This is a genomic window from Caldanaerobius polysaccharolyticus DSM 13641 (genome assembly GCF_000427425.1).
In the GTDB taxonomy this organism is placed as follows: Bacteria; Bacillota; Thermoanaerobacteria; order Thermoanaerobacterales; family Caldanaerobiaceae; genus Caldanaerobius; species Caldanaerobius polysaccharolyticus.
The window spans coordinates 879,762-897,363 of the sequence record NZ_KE386494.1 but is presented as its reverse complement, the minus strand read 5'-3'; the positions used below and the strand labels follow the sequence as shown (position 1 = coordinate 897,363).

Below are 17,602 nucleotides of genomic sequence, written 5' to 3'. Positions count from 1 at the left end.
TCAGGCTTTTCCTAATGTCGCCAACATAAGCGCTTTTATAGTGTGTTTGCGATTTTCAGCTTCATCCCATACCCTTGAGGCAGGGCCTTCTATTACGTCAAAGCTCACCTCTTGACCTTTTACTGCGGGCAAACAATGCATGAATATGCAGTTTCTATTTTGGGTCATCTCCATTGTTTTTTTGTCTACCTTGTATGGAGTGAGCAGCTTAATGCGTTCAGAGGCTTTTGATTCTTCTCCCATGGATGCCCATACGTCGGTGTAAATAGCGTCTGCCCCAGCGATGTTGCCTTCTATTTGGGATGTCACCGTGATAGAAGCGCCGCTTTTTTCAGCGATTTCCCTCATTTCCTGCACGAAGCTTTGATCGGGGAACAACTCTTTTGGGCTTATTATTACGTAGTCAATTCCCATCTTTGCGCATCCAATAGCTAGTGAATGGGCCATGTTGTTTCTGCCGTCGCCTATATAGACGAGTTTGAGGCCTTTTAATCTGCCAAATTCTTCTCGCAATGTCATGAGGTCTGCCAGCACCTGTGTGGGGTGGTACATATCTGTAAGCCCGTTGTAAACTGGCACTCCTGCGTACCTCGCTAGAGTTTCTACGGTCTCCTGCTTATAGCCTCTAAACTCTATAGCGTCAAACATCCTGCCCAGTACCCTGGCAGTGTCTTCTATGGATTCTTTTGCGCCTAACTGGATGTCGTCGGTGGATAAGAATACGGCGTGGCCGCCTTCCTCTCCAAAAGCGGTTTCAAAGGCGCACCGGGTCCTGGTAGAGCGTTTTTCGAATATCATGGCCAGCGTCATGCCTATAAATCGCTGATGCACGATTTTTTTTCGCCTTTCCTCTTTTACTTTGTCAGCTAAATCTAAAAGATATGTGATTTCTTCCTGAGTGTACTCTTTAAGCGTAAGTAACGAACGGTTTAAAAGATTCAAGTTATCTCCTCCCCATGCTCCCCGCATGTTATGTATAATTATACAACATATTTTATTATTATGCAAGTATGTGAAAATAAAAAAGGCGGTTGTTCCGCCCTTTTAAGCTCAAGCGCTTTATACTGTTTTTGCTCGTTTTTTTTCGCCTTCCAGTATATCTTTGAAATTATTAAAGGGTATGTGGGGAAGGCCCATGTCGATACAGTATTGCAATAAATGGTTTTTAGCGTAAACCGTATCAGCGTAGCTACAGGCGCATCTATCTGAATAGCCGTCTCCCACGTATACCACTTCATAACCTTTGTCTTTAAGTTTTTTTACGTTATTGGCTTTACAGTTTCCGCATAATTTACACTGGCTGTCAGAGAAAGGAAAGTCAAAACACCATCTGTTGCCGTCCCATGACAGATGGTTATAATAGCCCTTTAAGTCGAGATGGTATTTTTCCAGTATTCGCTTTATATAAAAATCAAAGCCATCGCTGTTTATATACACAGCGTAATTCTCTTGCTTGCAGTATTGCAAGAATTCTGGTAGGTACGGATCCAATTCCCTTGACTGGATGTAATCGTAAAGCTGCTGGGATGGTCCTTCTATCAACTCCCATTGTCCCTTTGCGCATTGTTCAGTGGTTATTTTGCGCTGTACCCACAGTTCCAAATATTCTTGCCATCCATCTTTGGCGAAGTTTTTTATTATCCCGTCTCCCACATCTTCTACGGTCATTGTGCCGTCAAAATCCAAAAGATATGCCCTCATCGCTACTCTCCTTTTTAACAGGACTTCACATATAATGATATAGGAAGGATAATGATATGTCAACCGAACATCACGTGAGTTATCAGCACGGCAAGGATTATGCTGCACAGGTCTGTGAGTAGTCCTGCTAAGAGGGCATATCGTATGTTTTTTATACCTACTGCGCCGAAATACACCGTGAGGACATACACAGTTGTCTCCGTGGAACCGTACATGATAGAGGCCATTCTGCCAACGGTAGAGTCGGGGCCGTAATTTTTCAACAGATCTGAAACTATTCCCAAAGATGCTCCTCCTGAGAGGGGTCTCATGAGGGCTAAAGGGAGTGCTTCTGCAGGCATTCCTATCAGTGACGTGATAGGCGATAAAAATTTGACGATAGCATCCAGGGCACCTGATGCTCTGAACATGTTTATAGCTACAAACATAGCTATCAGTGGCGGTATTATCTTGACTACGGTATCAAACCCTTCCTTTGCACCTTCAATAAAGACCTCATAAAGGGGCACTTTTTTTAAAAGGCCTGCGAGGAGTACAATAAACAAAATGAGTGGTATGGTCCAGCGGGATATGATCTGAAGAGCGGTCATATTTCATCACCTGTCTTTTTCAAAGGACTTTGCGATAAAGATGCCACATACCAGCGTTAAGGTAGAGGTTATAATTACACCGCTTACAATTTCCATTGGGTCTTTAGAACCAGCAGCGGCCCTGATGGCTATGATAGTGGTGGGTAACAACTGGATACAGCCTGTATTTACTATGAGAAAGGTGCACATGGCGTCAGTGGCGGTATCTTTGTGAGGGTTTAGCTCCTGGAGCAATTTCATGGCCTTTATGCCAAAAGGGGTAGCGGCATTGCCTAATCCCAGCATGTTAGCCGATATGTTCATCACCATGGCTCCGATAGATGGATGGTTCGGCGGTATGTCTGAGAAGATCCTCCTGATAAAAGGCATTATGACGTGGGAGAGGCTTTGTATCAACCCTTCTTTTTCCGCTATTTTCATTATTCCCAGCCATAAAGACATAACCCCTATAAGGCCTAGGGCCATTTCTACAGCCTTTGTGGAAGATTCCACAGCTGCATTTACCACCTGATCAATCCTTCCATTTATTGACCCTATTACCAGGCTCAGAAATATGAGGAGAAACCATATGGTATTTATCAAGGCGATCACCTGGTTATTTATATGAAGGGCGTAATTTATTTATGATTTTTTACTGCAAAGTGAAAAAAAGTGTTGACTCTAATTGTAAAAACTGGTATTATATATTGGAAACCATGTCGAAATATGTATTATATTATACAAACATGAAAGGAGAGGGGAAAATGAAATCGACAGGTGTTGTAAGAAGGGTGGATGAGCTGGGAAGGGTGGTCTTACCCATTGAGCTCAGGAGGACGATGAACATCAATGAAAAAGACGCCCTTGAGATTTACGTCGATGGAGACAGTATTATATTGAAAAAATATGAACCAGCATGTATCTTTTGCGGTGATGCAAAGGGAGTTATAAATTACAAAGGGAAGAATATATGCCCTTCTTGCATTGAAGAACTAAAAAATACTGTCATAAAATAGCGCTATTTGTCAATAGCGTGCTTATAAACCTCGCTTTTGGGCATATTTCTATCCCTGGCGACGTTTTTAATCGCCTCCATTTTAGACATGCCTGATGACATGTAAAGATTTATATGATCTAAGATGGACAGATTATTCCAATTTTCTTGGGCAGGTTCTTGATTTCCATCAAGTACCAATACGAATTCCCCTTTCACCTCTTGGCTAAAGTGCTCCAGGGCACTTCTTAAGTCGGCGTGAAAGAATTCTTCGTGGATTTTTGTAAGCTCTCGGGCCACTGTTATTTTGCGATTGCCCAGTGAGCTAAAAAGATCCCTAAGGGTTTTTGCCAGGTGATGGGGGGATTCGTATATTATTATCGTGCGCCTTTCTGATTTGAGTTCCTCTAGGATTTTTTGGCGCTCTTTTTTGTTTTCGGGTAGAAAACCTTCAAAGCAAAAGCGTCTCGTGGCGATACCTGAGGCGATAAGGGCGGTTAAAGCAGCGGAAGGTCCTGGTAAAGGTACTACTTTTATACCCTCATCTATTGCCAGCTTTACTAGCTCCTGTCCGGGATCTGATATCAAAGGCATGCCAGCGTCGGATACGAGAGCTACTGATTTTCCATTTTTAAGGGTCTTTATGATTTCCTGTGAACGGCTTTTTTCGTTGTGCTCATGGTAGCTTATGAGAGGCTTGGATATGCCGTAATGGTTTAACAGTTTAATAGTGTGTCTGGTGTCCTCTGCAGCGATGACGTCTACGGTTTTTAACACATTTAAAGTCCTCAGGGTTATATCTTCCATGTTGCCTATAGGGGTGGGACATAAGTATAGAATCCCCCAATTTGCCATTTTAATCTCCCCTTTTATCTTTCTTCAGGATTTCCCGTATATATCCAATATCTCATCGGTATAGCTTCCGTCCTCTCGGTACACCACGAGAGGAGGCAAGATGTTTAACTGAGGGTTGCCCCCTTTTATGCACTCGAGGAGCATAAGGCTGGGGGGCGATTGGCTGTAAGGATAAACAAGCCTCATGCGCTTGGGCTCTAAAGAGTATTTTTTTACTGCGCACATTATTTCAGGTAATCGCTCCGGCAGGTGTACCATGGCAAATTTCCCTCTGTATTTTAACAGGGTATTGGCGGCTTTGATTATGTCGTCAAGGGTGCATAAGATCTCATGCCTGGCTATAGCCCGTTCGTCATCAGGACTTATTTTCCCGTCTGAAGCTTTCCTGTAAGGAGGATTTGTGATCACTACGTCAAAGTTTTGTGAGCCCAGTATGCGGGAGGCCTCTTTTAAGTCCCCTTTTATTATCCTTATGTGGTCTTCTAACCTGTTTAATTTTACGCTCCTTTGTGCCATGTCTGCATATGATGGCTGGATTTCTATCCCTGTAACGGTTATGTAGCCGCGGTGTATTCCGTATAGCAAAAGAGGTATAATTCCACACCCTGTGCCCAGGTCTGCTATCGAGTCGTGTTTTTTTACGGTAACAAAATGGGAAAGCAAAACGGCATCTATGCCAAATTTAACCCCTTTGCGCTTTTGAATTATCTTAAGGCCATAGCCTATATCGTCTACTACTTCGTTTTGTTCCATACGATCACCATCGATATGAATTATATACCATTATATTATAACAGCAATGTGGCTACGATAAAAGTGGCTATAAAGCCTATGATGACAGGTATGAGGTTGTTTTTAACCAGCTGAACTGAATCCACTTTTAACAGCCCTGATACGGCTATCACGCTCCAGGGTACGAGGGTACCGTTGCCCACCCATATGGATGCTAGCTGCCCTAGAGCGGCCAGGGTCACGGTGTTGCCTTGGGTTATGCTATGAAAAGTCCTTGATAGGGATCCCACTAGCGGCAGTCCGGCAAAGCCTGATCCCGATAGCCCTGTAAAAGCACCTATGGCTACCTGCATGAGAGCCGCTGTTTGTTTGTTTAAAGGGATGATGCCTGACAGGTACTTGCTCACGTCCACCAGAAGGCCATGGGCTCCTTTTCCTAGTATTTCCCTGGCTGTATCCTGGTTGCCTAGCAGGAAAAAGCCTGTTATGACGATGACGGGAGCGAATATTTTTATGCTGGTTGTAAAGCCTTCTTTTATGTAATCAGTCACTTTTAACAGCGATTGCCATTTATATTGCGCGATAAGCGACAGGATCAATATTATTACGGCTGTGCCGCCTATGAGCAATTCTGAGGATTGACCCTTGAGCCTCAGCGCCATCATTAACACGATGTCAAATAAAAAAGCCGTTGGAGTGAATAGGGCTATAAAATAGCTTGCTCTGCTTATCTTGGCGTCCCTGGAGATTTGTTGGTCATGGGGCTCTTCGTTGGTTTTGCCTTTTTTCCATGCGAGCCATATGTAAATGAAGGACGCTATGGCAGTGACTGACGACATAGTGAGCCACAGCAAAAAACTCTCTCTCATAAAAGTGGCTACAGGCACTCCGGCGGCGCTGGCAGTTATAGAAGGGGCTCCTTGAAGGAAAAAGTCGCCGGACATGGCTATGCCAAACCCAAATATATTTATGGCCATAGCTGTGCTCATTCTTGATAACCCTGTCTTTAGAACAGCAGGCACCACCATGGTGGAAAGAAGGCTTAAAGCAGGGGATGCCCATAGAAACAGGGAGATGACCATGGTAAATGCCCCTAGGAGTGCGTAGGAGAACAGAGGCCTTTCAAAGTATTTTAGGAGAGGTTTTGTCATTATGTAATCGGCACCTGTATCCCTTATGGCTTCAGCCATAGCTACTATAAGGGCTATTATAAGGATAATACTCCACAGCTGTTCACCGGATATGATGAGACTTCTGTATATGGCCTGAACGGCTTTGATCGCGCTGTTGGTGGTTGCCAAGGCTGTGAAAAAAATACCTGCGATGCACGGTATCAATATGTCTTTTCTCAACAGCATAGTAATCAGTATGACTAATATCGTCGCTATAAAGATCCAGTGGCTTGGGGTTAGTGTGACCATATACATGCAGCTCCTTTTATTCCTTATATTTGTACTGTAATTTATTATGCACAGTTTCCCTTGACAAAAACCCTATCATTGTATATTATTGAGGTGAAAATGGGAAATTATATTAAAGTGGCGATGAAGGGAAGAGTAAGGTCTAAATCCGCTAAAGAGAGCCGGGAAAGGTGAGAGCCGGCGCGGGCAATAACACCTGAAGATGGTCCTGGAGCTGCTGCGCTGAATTGCCGAAGAGGCATTGGTAGGCGTAGACGGGAGCACCCGTTATGGTGCAGGGCGATAATAATGTCGTCTGTAATGAGGCCGAAATGGCGAATAAGGGTGGTACCGCGAGAGCTCTCGCCCCTTGGGGGTGAGAGCCTTTTATTTTATAGATTTTTTATAGGAGGGTATTTAAATGGCAAAGACGTATTACATAACCACGCCGATATATTATCCCAGCGACAAGCTGCATATAGGGCATTCTTATACCACAGTAGCGGCGGATGCCTTGGCCAGGTTTAAAAGGCTGACGGGTTACGACGTGTGGTTTTTGACCGGCACCGATGAACACGGGCAGAAAATACAGAGGATAGCGTCGGAAAAAGGCGTCTCGCCGAAGGAGTACGTGGATGGCATTGTGGAGTGGATAAAAGGGCTGTGGAAGTTGCTCAATGTAAGCTACGATCAGTTTATAAGAACCACTGACCCACAGCATATGGCCATTGTGCAGAATATATTTACCAGGCTTTACGAAAAAGGGGATATATACAAAAGCGAATACACCGGTTGGTACTGTACCCCTTGCGAATCCTTTTGGACGGAAAGGCAATTGGTTGATGGCAAATGCCCTGACTGCGGCAGGGACGTAGAGCTGGTTAAAGAGGAGAGTTACTTTTTCAGGTTGTCCAAATACGCCGATAAGTTGCTGGAGTACTACAGGGAGCACCCTGACTTCATTCAACCTGAGTCCAGGCTTAATGAGATGGTAAGTTTTATAAAGTCGGGGCTGGAAGATTTGTGCGTATCCAGGACGTCTTTTGACTGGGGTATACCTGTGCCTTTTGACCCCAAGCACGTCATATACGTGTGGATTGACGCTTTAAGCAATTATATCACCGCCTTAGGTTATTCTACAGACCACGACGAGGCATACAAAAAGTTCTGGCCCGCTGACGTGCACCTGGTGGGCAAGGAGATCGTGAGGTTCCACACCATAATATGGCCTGCCATGCTTATGGCTCTAGGAGAGCCGTTGCCCAAAAAGGTTTTTGGCCATGGGTGGCTGGTGCTGGAAGGAGGTAAGATGTCTAAATCCAAGGGCAACGTGATAGATCCCTGGGTGCTGGTGGAGAAGTACGGTGTGGATGCGGTTAGGTATTATCTGCTCAGGGAGATACCCTTTGGGTCTGACGGCACGTACACCAATGAAGCCCTGGTCAAGAGGATAAACTCCGATCTGGCCAACGATTTAGGAAATCTCGTCAGCAGAACAGTAACCATGATAGAAAAGTATTTTGGCGGCAGGATTCCTGCGCCGTCGCAAAGAGAGGGCGTGGATGATGACCTCATTCAAATGGCCGTTGATTTACCTGCGCTGGTGGAAAGATATATGGATTCGCTGCAGATAAGCAATGCTCTTGCGGAGATATTCAAGCTGGTAGACAGATGCAACAAGTATATAGATGAGACGATGCCATGGGTTCTGGCGAAGGATGCAGCTAAAAAAGGAAGGCTGGCGACGGTCCTGTATAACCTGGCTGAGGCCATAAGGTATATATCGGTTCTCCTCACGCCTTATATGCCTGACACACCTCCCAAGATATACGCTCAGCTAGGCGTAAGTGATGAGCTCACTACGTGGGATAGCCTGAAAGCGTGGGGAGGGTTGCGCGAAGGGACCGAGGTGCATAGGGGCGAAAACCTGTTCCCGAGGATAGAAGAGAAATCAGAGCGGCCAGAGGCTCCTCATGAAATCACTGTTTCCAATGCTCCGAGTACTGATACGCCTTATATAACCATTGACGACTTTGCTAAATTGGATCTGAGGGTAGCTAAGGTGATGGAAGCCGAGCGCGTGCAGGGGACCGACAAGCTGCTTAAGTTGAAGCTCCAGGTAGGCGATGAGGTGAGACAGGTGGTATCAGGTATAGCCCAGCATTACGCTCCTGAAGAATTGATAGGCAAGGACCTGGTACTGGTGGCTAACTTAAAGCCTGTAAAGTTAAGAGGAATAGATTCCCAAGGCATGATACTGGCTGCGTCCTCTGACGATGGTGGTAAGCTGGTACTGGTCACTTTGGATGGTGACATCCCCAGCGGGAGCAAGGTGAGATAAATGTTGATAGATGTACATGCACACTTAGACGATGCTGCGTACGACCAAGACAGAGAACAGGTCATCAAGGAAATAAAAGACAAGGGTATGATAGTGGTCAACTCCGCTTCGGATTTGCCTACTATTGCTTCTACCTTTGAACTTGCTCAAAATAACGATTTTGTGTATGCGACTTTAGGAGTGCACCCTTACGAAGCAGCCCAAGTAAATGAGAAAGAGCTGGATAAAATGGCACAGCTGCTGTCCCACCCCAAGGTAATTGGAGTGGGGGAGATAGGCCTTGACTATCATATGGAGAATTTTGATAAAAAGTTGCAGCAAAAGGCCTTTATAGATCAGCTGGAGCTGGCCAATGAGTACAAAATGCCTGTGATTGTGCACGATAGGGATGCCCATGGCGATACTATGGATATATTAAAAAAACACATGAAAGTGACAGGGGTTATGCACTGTTTCTCGGGTAGCTACGAGATGGCAAGACAGTGCCTGGATATGGGCATGTACATATCCATCGGTGGAGTGCTCACTTTTAAAAATGCCAGAAAGACGGTGGAGGTAATTGAGAAGGTGCCTTTGGAGCGCCTCCTCACTGAAACTGATTGTCCTTATCTTACGCCAGAGCCCTACAGAGGGACTCGCAATAAGCCTGTTTACGTAGAATACGTGGTGGAGAAGATCGCCGAGATAAAGGGAATTGACCGCGAAGAGGTGGAAAGGATTGTCTACCAGAATGTCAAGAGAGTTTTCCCAAAAGTGAGATAGTGGATTGTGATTGCATATTAGCCGCATATAAGCTATAATTATTATCTGTGCAAATTTTGTGATAAGGAGAACAAATGCCCTATGCTCGACAGATTGGAATTGATTAAAAAAAGGTACGATGAACTTACAAAGATGATAGGCGATCCCGAGGTCGTACAGGATGTGGACAGGTACACAAAGGTTTTGAAAGAGCGGTCAGAGTTAGAGAGTATTGCGTTAAAATATGACGAATACAAAAGGGTAATTGACGATATTGATGCTGCCAACGAATTGTTGGATGAAACCGATGACGTTGATTATAAGAATATGCTGAAGTCCGAGATAGAACAGCTCAAATCAGACAAACAGAGGCTGGAAGGTGAGATAAGGCTTCTTTTGTTACCCAAGGACCCCAACGACGAAAAAAATGTCATCATGGAGATAAGAGCTGGTGCCGGAGGCGATGAGGCGGCGTTGTTCGCTGCTGACCTTTACAGAATGTACGTAATGTACGCAGAATCCAAGGGGTGGAAGATAGATATAATGAATTCCAACGACACCGATATAGGCGGTTACAAAGAGATAGTGTTTATGGTCGTTGGAAAAGGGGCCTATTCCAGGTTGAAATATGAAAGCGGAGTCCACAGGGTACAGAGGGTGCCTGCGACGGAAGCAGGAGGTAGAATACATACGTCTACGGCGACGGTTGCTGTTTTACCTGAAGCTGAAGAGGTGGAAGTGGAGATAAATCCCAACGATATAAGAGTTGACGTGTTCAGGTCCTCGGGCCATGGCGGGCAGAGCGTAAATACCACCGATTCTGCGGTGAGAATAACTCATATCCCTACGGGTATTGTGGTTACGTGCCAGGATGAAAAGTCCCAGCTTAAGAACAAGGAAAAAGCCTTGAAGGTGTTGAGGGCAAGGCTTTACGAGAAAGCCCAAAGGGAGAAAGAGGAACAGCTGGCCTCTGAGAGGAGATCCATGGTGGGAACAGGGGATAGGAGCGAGCGCATACGCACGTATAACTTCCCTCAGGGGAGGGTTACGGATCACAGGATAAACCTGACGCTATACCGATTGCAGAGCGTTCTCGATGGAGATCTAGACGAATTGATCGACGCCCTTATAGCCGAAGACCAAAAGCGCAAGGTGAATTCTTCCCAGGGAGATTAATTTAAAAAGAGCGCGTATGCGCTCTTTTTTGCGATTAAAAGGTCACATTGGTGGATTTTTTAGCGGCGAGAACCACGTTGTAGAGGATGTACGATACGACGAAATTGAGTACAGCCGCGGGTACTACCACTGCTATAAAAGTAGGCACAAACGCGGCCATTTTAAACGCGCCAAAAGCAGCTGCCAACGACAAAAACACCGTGCCGCTTATGGCTGTGCCCACCAGGGAGATTATTCCCAGTTTGATTTGGTTATGAAGCTTACCCAGTGCGTAAACAATAAAGAGGACGATAAAGGCTGTTATAAATTTTTCGATAAAGTTAGGGATCTGCCCTCCCGGCATGCCTGTGGTCAACGCTGTAAATATACCGCTCAAAAATGCTGTCAAAAGGGTGTTTTTAAAAGTGGGAAACAGCAAAATGCATATGAACATCATGGACAACAACAGGTCTGGCTTAACTGTAGCGAAGATCGGAGGAGTGAGGTAGTGCAACAACAACCCTATGACAAGCAAGAGCGCTATAGTTATTTCCTGCCTTAGTTTCATTTTAAAACCCCCTCAAAAATTAGATTTTAAAAATACAAAAAGCATTTCATCCCAAGGGACGAAATGCTTTACTTCCGCGGTGCCACCCCATTTAGGCTACGCCTCACTCAAGGTACATGTGATCATATACCCGGTCTTTGTTAACAGGAGACCAACCCTGGCTATGGCTACTGCAGTTCACCACGCATCTCCCGGACCCATTCAATGCGCTTGAGGTATCGGCTTCCACCACCCCCGACTCGCTTTGACCATCGGCCCATTTACTATTTCCGTTCATCGATTTTACTTTATTACATTTCACTTCTAATATATCATATCCCTTCCCCTTTTGCAATAAGATTTTAAAGCATATTTGGCTTGTTCTCAGAATACATTTTACCAGATTGTCGAAAGGGGTATTGTATTTGTTTGAGATAATAATATTTAGCTTTTTTACGGGGATAATCGGGACGGGGATTGGTGGGCTCATAGCCTTTATATACAAAAAACCTACTGATAAGCTCATAAGTACTACATTGGGTTTTGCCAGCGGCCTGATGCTGGCTGTGGTGTGCTTTGACCTCCTGCCCCACGCCTTTGACACAGGTGGGTTGATAAACGGCATTTTGGGTATGGTTATAGGGGTTCTGCTGGTTACGTATTTTGATATGAAGGTAGGGGAAGTTTTACCTGACAGAAGCAACGCCAGAGGAGTGGATTACATAAAAATGGGGATCCTCATGGGCATGGCCATTGCTGTGCACAATTTCCCCGAAGGGCTAGCCATTGGTACCGGTTTTTCCACTTCACCAGAAATGGGTATGGGTTTGATGCTGGTGATAGGTCTGCACGATGTTCCTGAGGGTATAGCTATGGCTGCACCCATGAGCATTGGAGGTTTAAATAAGTACAAGGCGTTTTTATACACGCTGTTGTCAGGGGTGCCTACAGGTATAGCTGCCCTAATAGGTCTTTATATTGGGAAAATATCCCCTGCAGTAATTTCTCAATCTATGGGTTTTGCAGGGGGAGCGATGCTTTACGTTACCTGTGGCGAAATGATACCTCGTTCTCGAAGTATATATGTAGGAAGAATTTCGATTTTCGGGATGATTTTTGGCGTGATTGGAGGTATAATAATCACTAGGATTTTAAGGTGAAGAAGGTTGAAGTTCATGACCAAGGTTTTTCACGTGACCAGAGAGCACCCAGAAAATGACGCGTTAAGACAAGCTGCCAGATTTATATTAGAAGGTGGCATAGTGGCGTTTCCTACCGAGACCGTTTATGGATTGGGAGCTAATGCCCTGAATCCCCATGCTGTTAAAAAGATATTTCAAGCTAAAGGAAGGCCCCAGGATAACCCGCTGATTGTCCACATTTCGGATTTTGATGAGGTGTATAAATACGCGGAATTGGTCCCTGATAAAGCTAAAATACTTATGGAAAGGTTCTGGCCCGGTCCGATGACACTGGTGCTAAAGAAGAAGGATATTATACCAGACGTGATAACAGCAGGGTTGGATTCGGTGGGCATAAGAATGCCAGATCACCCGGTGGCCAGGGCTTTTATAAAGGCATGTGGGGTGCCTATAGCAGCTCCCAGTGCCAACATATCTGGAAAGCCAAGCCCCACCAGGGCGGAGCATGTCTTTGAGGATTTAAACGGAAAAATAGATGCTATAATAGATGGAGGCCCTTGTGATGTAGGGTTAGAATCCACGGTTATAGATGTGACTGGGCGTATTCCCTTTATACTCAGACCCGGTGGAGTAACCCGGGAGCAGATTGAGGATGTGATAGGAGAGGTTGCTATCGATCCTGCGGTAAAAGGAGATGCTGGCCGGAGAGATTTTAAACCCAAGGCGCCAGGCATGAAATACAAGCATTATTCCCCGGAGGCGGAGGTTTACATTGTCAAAGGCAAAGTAGAAGACGTGGTAGACGAGATCAACAGGCTGGCAGAAAAAGACTTGTCAGAGGGGAAGAAAGTAGGTATAATGGCTACAGCGCAGACGTACAAAATGTACAAGTACGGCAATGTAATGTTGGTTGGAGATAGAAAAGATACATTGAGCATTGCTCACAATCTTTTTGATGCTCTCAGAGAATTTGACAGGGAGAGAATGGACATAATATACGCCGAAGCTGTAGACGAAAAGGGATTGGGCTTTGCTATAATGAATCGATTGATTAAAGCAGCGGGATATAAAATTCTAAATGTTTGAGGAGGACTTCTATGAAAACAGTGCTATTTGTGTGCACGGGAAATACCTGCAGAAGCAGCATGGCAGAGTACGTATTTAGGGATATGCTTAACAAGAGAGGAAAGGGCAAAGGCATTAAGGTTTTATCAGCAGGTATCAGTGCATTTCCGGGGGCAAAGGCTTCTCCCGAAGCTATCGAGGTTATGAAGGAGTTGGGCATCGACTTATCACCTCACAGGTCCAGAGCTCTGACAAAGGATATCATTGAAAAGGTAGACCTCATTCTTACCATGACTCATGAGCATAAAAAGCAGATTTTGAGTATTGTTCCCCAGGCTGAGGGCAAAGTGTTTACGTTGAAGGAATTTGCCCAATTAGAAGGCTCGGATATTTTAGATCCTTTTGGCAAGTCCATAGAAGAGTACCGTAAGAGCGCCAGGGAGATAAAGGAGGCTCTGGAGAAATCCATTGATAAAATCCTAGATATGGTAGAGGAGGTTAAAGGATGATAGCGTTAGGTGCAGATCATGGTGGTTATGATTTAAAAGAGGAGATAAAAGATTATCTGGTAAGAAAAGGGTATGAAGTGATGGATGTGGGCACGTTTACCAAAGAATCTGTAGACTATCCTGATATCGCTGAAAAGGTGGCGCAGGCTATAATCGCAGGTCAATGCGATAGAGGCATACTTTTTTGTGGGACAGGCATAGGCGTCTCTATAGCTGCCAATAAAATCCCTGGCATCAGGGCTGCAAATTGCAGCGATCCTTATTCTGCCAGGATGGCCAAAGAGCACAATAACGCCAATGTGCTGTGCATAGGCGGCAGGGTAGTAGGCAAAGACCTTGCTGTGATGATAGTAGAAGAATGGCTTAGTGGAGAGTTTCAGGGAGACAGGCATCAAAGGCGCATAGACAAGATAGCTCAACTGGAGAAAAAATATTAAGGAGGATTTTTGGATGTACGATTACTGTAAAAATGTCCACGTCGTCGATCACCCGATGATACAGCATAAGCTTTCCATAATCAGGGATAAGAACACGGGGACAAAGGATTTTAAAGACCTTGTTGAGGAAATTGCTATGTTCATGGCCTACGAGGTGACCAGAAACCTACCACTGGAGGAAGTGGAGATTGAAACACCTATATGCAAAACAAAGGCGATGACCCTGTCAGGCAAAAAACTGGGGGTTATACCTATCCTTAGGGCAGGATTAGGCATGGTTAATGGAATCCTTAAGCTAATACCTGCCGCTAAAGTAGGCCATATAGGACTTTACAGGGATCCTGAGAGCTTAAAACCTGTAGAGTATTATTGCAAGTTGCCTACAGACATTAACGAAAGAGAGCTCATAGTGGTTGATCCTATGCTGGCTACAGGAGGTTCAGCGATTGCGGCTATTGGTTTCTTGCTTCAACGGGGCGCTGTTATTGAAAACATCAAACTGGTAAATTTAATAGCAGCTCCGGAGGGCATAAAGGCCGTTACAGAGAAATACCCGGAAATAGAGATATTTGTCGCGGCTGTTGACGAGAAGCTGGATGAGCATGGTTACATCGTGCCTGGACTGGGGGATGCAGGAGACAGGCTTTTTGGCACAAAGTGATCTGGAGATGATCTGATGAGGCCCGATTGGGATGAGTATTTTATGGAAATAGCTCATGTGGTGATGAAAAGATCCACATGCCTTAGAAGGCAGGTCGGAGCGGTAATAGTCAAGGATAAACGCATACTGGCCACTGGGTATAACGGAGCTCCTTCAGGTATAGCTCATTGCTCAGAAGTAGGGTGCTTGAGAGATCAGATGAATGTACCCTCAGGGGAAAGACACGAGCTGTGCAGGGGGTTGCACGCCGAGCAAAACGCTATAATTCAGGCTGCTATGTCAGGAGTAAGCATAAAAGATTCATGGATGTATGTAACCCATCATCCATGTTCTCTTTGCGCTAAAATGATAATAAATGCAGGGATAAAAAAGGTGATATACAAAGGGGATTACCCCGATGCGCTGGCTGCTGCTTTGTTGGATGAAGCAGGTGTAGATGTGAATAAGTTGTGAACAATGGCCTCTTTCAATTGACTTGCATTTAGGGTTATTGTATACTTATTATGATAAATTATTTTGGTAATTTGAGCATGGAAGGATGATATGATGTTGAGATATATCCTTGCATTTATTACCGCCTTTGTTTTGACGTGTGCGTTTACACCCTTTGCGAAGAAGCTGGCTTATAAAATAAAAGCTATAGATGTGCCTAAAGATGAGAGAAGGGTTCACAAGCAGCCTGTTCCGTTGTTAGGGGGATTATCGATATATTTGTCGTTTATGATGGGTGCTATTATTTTTGCACATAAAAATCCACATATTATAGGCCTTTTGATAGGGTCTACCATTATAATGCTGGTGGGAATAATAGACGATAAATACGAGCTCAACCCTGTGGCTAAGCTGATTGGACAAATAATGGCTGCAATCGTCGTTATCATGTACGGCATGACGATAAAAGTGGTTTCCAACCCTTTTGGCGAAAGTTTTAACCTGGGGTTATGGGCTTACCCCGTCACACTGATATGGATAGTGGCTATAACCAACACGTTAAACCTCATAGATGGTTTGGATGGGCTTGCAGCAGGAGTGTCGGGGATTGCATCCCTTTCCCTTTTCATAGTGTCTATCCTCAACCATAGGGATTTGGCTGCGATTTTGACCATTGTCCTGGCTGGTTCATCCCTGGGATTTTTGCCTTTTAATTTTAACCCTGCAAAAATCTTTATGGGAGATACAGGCGCTCTGCTCTTGGGGTTTATACTTTCGGTTATATCGGTGGAAGGGGCTATAAAAGGAGCTGCGGCGATAGCTATAGTGGTGCCTGTGCTGGTTTTAGGTCTTCCTATATTTGACATGGTGGTTTCTATCATAAGGAGGAGTATAAACGGGATGCCCATTATGCAGGCGGATAAAGGGCATATTCACCACAGGTTGCTGGCTATGGGTATGAGCCAGAGGCGTGCGGTGATATACATGTACATCATGTGCGTAGTGTTAGGCATCAGCGCTATTGTGGTCAGCGCCGCCAGCACGTTGACAGGTATTTTTGTGGTCTTGGCAGTTATCTTGATGGCGTTTATCGCGGCAAAACACATGAACCTTATGAGTACAAATAACAACAGGTATAGGGGCATTACGAGGTAGATGGAGGTTTGCGATGATTAAAGTTCTTAGCGTCTTTGGTACTAGGCCTGAAGCCATAAAAATGGCGCCGCTGGTCAAGCAATTAGAACGGGATTCTGATATAGAGTCAAAGGTATGCGTTACCGCTCAGCATAGGGATATGCTGGATCAGGTTTTGAGTTTTTTTAATATAATCCCTGATTATGACTTGGACATTATGACTCAGAGGCAGACCCTTTCCCAGATTACGTCGAGGGTTTTAATGGGGATGGACGATGTGCTGGACAGCGAAAGGCCAGATCTGGTGTTGGTCCACGGTGATACTACCACTACTTTTGCGGCTGCGCTTTCTGCGTATTATCATAAGATCATGGCAGGTCATGTAGAGGCGGGCCTGCGAACCCATGATAAGTTTTTCCCTTATCCTGAGGAGATAAACAGAAGGCTTACGGCTCCTCTGGTAGATATGCACTTTGCTCCTACGGCAAATGCCAAAAACAATCTTTTGAGCGAAGGGATTGGATCTGATAACATCTTTGTAACGGGTAATACTGTAATTGACGCCCTTAAATGGACGATAAGGGAAGATTACGTTTTTGAAAATCGCGCTTTAAATGACATTGATTATAAATCCCACAGGGTTATTGCTATGACGGCTCATAGGAGAGAAAATTGGGGTGAACCCTTGGAGAATATATGCCGTGCAGTACAGGATATTGTGCAATCCTATGAAGATGTGATAGTAGTTTATCCCGTTCACCTAAACCCAGCAGTGAGGGACGTGGTGTATAGCTTATTGGGTTCTACGGAGAGGGTTGTGCTTTTGGACCCGTTGAGCACGGTGGATATGCACAACCTGGTAAAACGATCGTATTTTGTTATGACGGATTCTGGTGGATTACAGGAAGAAGTACCTTCGCTAGGCAAGCCTGTGCTCGTGCTGAGGGATGTCACTGAAAGGCCTGAAGCGGTACAAGCGGGTACGGTAAAGCTGGTAGGAACGGATAAGGAGGAGATCGTAAAAAGCGCCAAAAAATTGCTGGGCGATGGAGCTGAATACGCCAGGATGGCCAATGCAGTAAACCCTTACGGAGACGGGAACGCGTCCGAGCGTATTGTGCAAGCGATCAAGTACAGGTTTGGTCTGGCAGATGATAAGCCAGAGGATTTTGTGCCGCAGGATTGAT

The 17,602-nt window shown here is 45.0% G+C and carries 20 protein-coding genes and 2 other annotated features; of the genes, 12 read left to right on the top strand and 8 right to left on the bottom strand.

Features of this window, described 5'->3' with window-relative positions; translation table 11 throughout:
* The 4 genes from argF to CALPO_RS0105225 all read right to left on the bottom strand — a co-directional run bounded on the left by argF (position 1) and on the right by CALPO_RS0105225 (position 2,873).
* Positions 1 to 942, bottom strand: a complete 942-nt coding sequence (gene argF / locus CALPO_RS0105240; protein WP_026486391.1) for an ornithine carbamoyltransferase — start codon at positions 940 to 942, stop codon at positions 1 to 3.
* Positions 943 to 1,059: 117 nt separating this feature from the next.
* Positions 1,060 to 1,701, bottom strand: a complete 642-nt coding sequence (locus tag CALPO_RS0105235) for an MtnX-like HAD-IB family phosphatase (protein WP_026486390.1) — start codon at positions 1,699 to 1,701, stop codon at positions 1,060 to 1,062.
* A 59-nt stretch (positions 1,702 to 1,760) separates the two neighbouring features.
* Positions 1,761 to 2,291: a spore maturation protein gene (locus tag CALPO_RS0105230; protein ID WP_026486389.1), complete on the bottom strand. Its 531-nt coding sequence runs from the start codon at positions 2,289 to 2,291 to the stop codon at positions 1,761 to 1,763.
* A gap of 6 nt (positions 2,292 to 2,297) precedes the next feature.
* Positions 2,298 to 2,873, bottom strand: a complete 576-nt coding sequence (locus tag CALPO_RS0105225; protein WP_026486388.1) for a nucleoside recognition domain-containing protein — start codon at positions 2,871 to 2,873, stop codon at positions 2,298 to 2,300.
* Positions 2,874 to 3,034: 161 nt separating this feature from the next.
* On the opposite strand from CALPO_RS0105225, the gene CALPO_RS0105220 reads away from it, so the two are divergent.
* On the top strand, positions 3,035 to 3,286 hold the full coding sequence (locus CALPO_RS0105220; RefSeq protein ID WP_026486387.1) for an AbrB/MazE/SpoVT family DNA-binding domain-containing protein: 252 nt from the start codon (positions 3,035 to 3,037) through the stop codon (positions 3,284 to 3,286).
* Between the two features lie 2 nt (positions 3,287 to 3,288).
* Here CALPO_RS0105220 and rsmI read toward each other — a convergent pair whose 3' ends face one another.
* From rsmI to CALPO_RS0105205, 3 genes are read right to left on the bottom strand one after another with little or no spacing between them, the layout of a single operon-like run.
* Positions 3,289 to 4,119 (bottom strand): 16S rRNA (cytidine(1402)-2'-O)-methyltransferase, encoded by an 831-nt coding sequence (gene rsmI, locus CALPO_RS0105215; protein ID WP_026486386.1) that lies wholly within the window; start codon positions 4,117 to 4,119, stop codon positions 3,289 to 3,291.
* Between the two features lie 24 nt (positions 4,120 to 4,143).
* Entirely contained in the window at positions 4,144 to 4,872 is a 729-nt protein-coding gene (locus tag CALPO_RS0105210; RefSeq protein ID WP_035172185.1) for a tRNA1(Val) (adenine(37)-N6)-methyltransferase, read from the bottom strand.
* 35 nt (positions 4,873 to 4,907) lie between these two features.
* Positions 4,908 to 6,272, bottom strand: a complete 1,365-nt coding sequence (locus tag CALPO_RS0105205; RefSeq protein WP_026486384.1) for a hypothetical protein — start codon at positions 6,270 to 6,272, stop codon at positions 4,908 to 4,910.
* Positions 6,273 to 6,386: 114 nt separating this feature from the next.
* Positions 6,387 to 6,625 (top strand) — a binding site (T-box leader).
* A gap of 47 nt (positions 6,626 to 6,672) precedes the next feature.
* On the opposite strand from CALPO_RS0105205, the gene metG reads away from it, so the two are divergent.
* The 3 genes from metG (at position 6,673) to prfA (ending at position 10,509) form a co-directional block, all read left to right on the top strand.
* Entirely contained in the window at positions 6,673 to 8,592 is a 1,920-nt protein-coding gene (gene metG / locus CALPO_RS0105195; protein ID WP_026486383.1) for a methionine--tRNA ligase, read from the top strand.
* Positions 8,593 to 9,354: a TatD family hydrolase gene (locus tag CALPO_RS0105190; RefSeq protein ID WP_026486382.1), complete on the top strand. Its 762-nt coding sequence runs from the start codon at positions 8,593 to 8,595 to the stop codon at positions 9,352 to 9,354.
* A gap of 81 nt (positions 9,355 to 9,435) precedes the next feature.
* Positions 9,436 to 10,509 carry a peptide chain release factor 1 gene (gene prfA / locus CALPO_RS0105185; protein WP_026486381.1) on the top strand — a complete coding sequence of 358 codons (1,074 nt, stop codon included), beginning with the start codon at positions 9,436 to 9,438 and terminating at the stop codon, positions 10,507 to 10,509.
* Positions 10,510 to 10,543: 34 nt separating this feature from the next.
* Here prfA and CALPO_RS0105180 read toward each other — a convergent pair whose 3' ends face one another.
* Complete coding sequence (locus CALPO_RS0105180) at positions 10,544 to 11,056, bottom strand: tryptophan transporter (protein ID WP_026486380.1); 513 nt, start codon at positions 11,054 to 11,056, stop codon at positions 10,544 to 10,546.
* Positions 11,057 to 11,107: 51 nt separating this feature from the next.
* Positions 11,108 to 11,342 (bottom strand) — a binding site (T-box leader).
* A gap of 118 nt (positions 11,343 to 11,460) precedes the next feature.
* On the opposite strand from CALPO_RS0105180, the gene CALPO_RS0105175 reads away from it, so the two are divergent.
* The 8 genes from CALPO_RS0105175 to wecB all read left to right on the top strand — a co-directional run bounded on the left by CALPO_RS0105175 (position 11,461) and on the right by wecB (position 17,601).
* Positions 11,461 to 12,195 carry a ZIP family metal transporter gene (locus CALPO_RS0105175; RefSeq protein ID WP_026486379.1) on the top strand — a complete coding sequence of 245 codons (735 nt, stop codon included), beginning with the start codon at positions 11,461 to 11,463 and terminating at the stop codon, positions 12,193 to 12,195.
* Positions 12,196 to 12,210: 15 nt separating this feature from the next.
* Positions 12,211 to 13,263: an L-threonylcarbamoyladenylate synthase gene (locus CALPO_RS0105170; protein WP_026486378.1), complete on the top strand. Its 1,053-nt coding sequence runs from the start codon at positions 12,211 to 12,213 to the stop codon at positions 13,261 to 13,263.
* Between the two features lie 11 nt (positions 13,264 to 13,274).
* On the top strand, positions 13,275 to 13,751 hold the full coding sequence (locus tag CALPO_RS0105165; protein ID WP_026486377.1) for a low molecular weight protein arginine phosphatase: 477 nt from the start codon (positions 13,275 to 13,277) through the stop codon (positions 13,749 to 13,751).
* Positions 13,748 to 14,188, top strand: coding sequence for a ribose 5-phosphate isomerase B (gene rpiB, locus CALPO_RS0105160; protein WP_026486376.1), 441 nt, complete (start codon positions 13,748 to 13,750; stop codon positions 14,186 to 14,188). The genes CALPO_RS0105165 and rpiB overlap by 4 nt, the downstream gene beginning before the upstream one ends.
* A 13-nt stretch (positions 14,189 to 14,201) precedes the next feature.
* The gene (upp, locus tag CALPO_RS0105155) at positions 14,202 to 14,849 is read left to right on the top strand and encodes a uracil phosphoribosyltransferase (RefSeq protein WP_026486375.1); all 648 of its coding nucleotides are present in this window, start codon (positions 14,202 to 14,204) and stop codon (positions 14,847 to 14,849) included.
* A gap of 15 nt (positions 14,850 to 14,864) precedes the next feature.
* A complete protein-coding gene (locus tag CALPO_RS0105150) occupies positions 14,865 to 15,302 on the top strand; it encodes a deoxycytidylate deaminase (RefSeq protein WP_026486374.1) in 438 nt (145 codons plus the stop codon).
* A gap of 93 nt (positions 15,303 to 15,395) precedes the next feature.
* Positions 15,396 to 16,436 carry a glycosyltransferase family 4 protein gene (locus CALPO_RS0105145; protein WP_026486373.1) on the top strand — a complete coding sequence of 347 codons (1,041 nt, stop codon included), beginning with the start codon at positions 15,396 to 15,398 and terminating at the stop codon, positions 16,434 to 16,436.
* 13 nt (positions 16,437 to 16,449) lie between these two features.
* Complete coding sequence (gene wecB / locus CALPO_RS0105140; protein WP_026486372.1) at positions 16,450 to 17,601, top strand: non-hydrolyzing UDP-N-acetylglucosamine 2-epimerase; 1,152 nt, start codon at positions 16,450 to 16,452, stop codon at positions 17,599 to 17,601.
* The last annotated feature ends 1 nt before the right edge of the window (position 17,602 follow it).

What these genes read in the sequence shown, in the direction of transcription:
- CALPO_RS0105210 (WP_035172185.1), bottom strand. Translation starts at nt 4,872, where the DNA reads ATGGAACAAAACGAAGTAGTAGACGATATAGGCTATGGCCTTAAGATA.
- rpiB (WP_026486376.1), top strand. Translation starts at nt 13,748, where the DNA reads ATGATAGCGTTAGGTGCAGATCATGGTGGTTATGATTTAAAAGAGGAG.
- wecB (WP_026486372.1), top strand. Translation starts at nt 16,450, where the DNA reads ATGATTAAAGTTCTTAGCGTCTTTGGTACTAGGCCTGAAGCCATAAAA.
- CALPO_RS0105220 (WP_026486387.1), top strand. Translation starts at nt 3,035, where the DNA reads ATGAAATCGACAGGTGTTGTAAGAAGGGTGGATGAGCTGGGAAGGGTG.
- upp (WP_026486375.1), top strand. Translation starts at nt 14,202, where the DNA reads ATGTACGATTACTGTAAAAATGTCCACGTCGTCGATCACCCGATGATA.
- CALPO_RS0105230 (WP_026486389.1), bottom strand. Translation starts at nt 2,291, where the DNA reads ATGACCGCTCTTCAGATCATATCCCGCTGGACCATACCACTCATTTTG.
- CALPO_RS0105145 (WP_026486373.1), top strand. Translation starts at nt 15,396, where the DNA reads ATGTTGAGATATATCCTTGCATTTATTACCGCCTTTGTTTTGACGTGT.
- CALPO_RS0105170 (WP_026486378.1), top strand. Translation starts at nt 12,211, where the DNA reads ATGACCAAGGTTTTTCACGTGACCAGAGAGCACCCAGAAAATGACGCG.
- CALPO_RS0105150 (WP_026486374.1), top strand. Translation starts at nt 14,865, where the DNA reads ATGAGGCCCGATTGGGATGAGTATTTTATGGAAATAGCTCATGTGGTG.
- CALPO_RS0105205 (WP_026486384.1), bottom strand. Translation starts at nt 6,272, where the DNA reads ATGGTCACACTAACCCCAAGCCACTGGATCTTTATAGCGACGATATTA.
- CALPO_RS0105190 (WP_026486382.1), top strand. Translation starts at nt 8,593, where the DNA reads ATGTTGATAGATGTACATGCACACTTAGACGATGCTGCGTACGACCAA.
- prfA (WP_026486381.1), top strand. Translation starts at nt 9,436, where the DNA reads ATGCTCGACAGATTGGAATTGATTAAAAAAAGGTACGATGAACTTACA.
- CALPO_RS0105180 (WP_026486380.1), bottom strand. Translation starts at nt 11,056, where the DNA reads ATGAAACTAAGGCAGGAAATAACTATAGCGCTCTTGCTTGTCATAGGG.
- CALPO_RS0105165 (WP_026486377.1), top strand. Translation starts at nt 13,275, where the DNA reads ATGAAAACAGTGCTATTTGTGTGCACGGGAAATACCTGCAGAAGCAGC.
- rsmI (WP_026486386.1), bottom strand. Translation starts at nt 4,119, where the DNA reads ATGGCAAATTGGGGGATTCTATACTTATGTCCCACCCCTATAGGCAAC.
- CALPO_RS0105235 (WP_026486390.1), bottom strand. Translation starts at nt 1,701, where the DNA reads ATGAGGGCATATCTTTTGGATTTTGACGGCACAATGACCGTAGAAGAT.
- metG (WP_026486383.1), top strand. Translation starts at nt 6,673, where the DNA reads ATGGCAAAGACGTATTACATAACCACGCCGATATATTATCCCAGCGAC.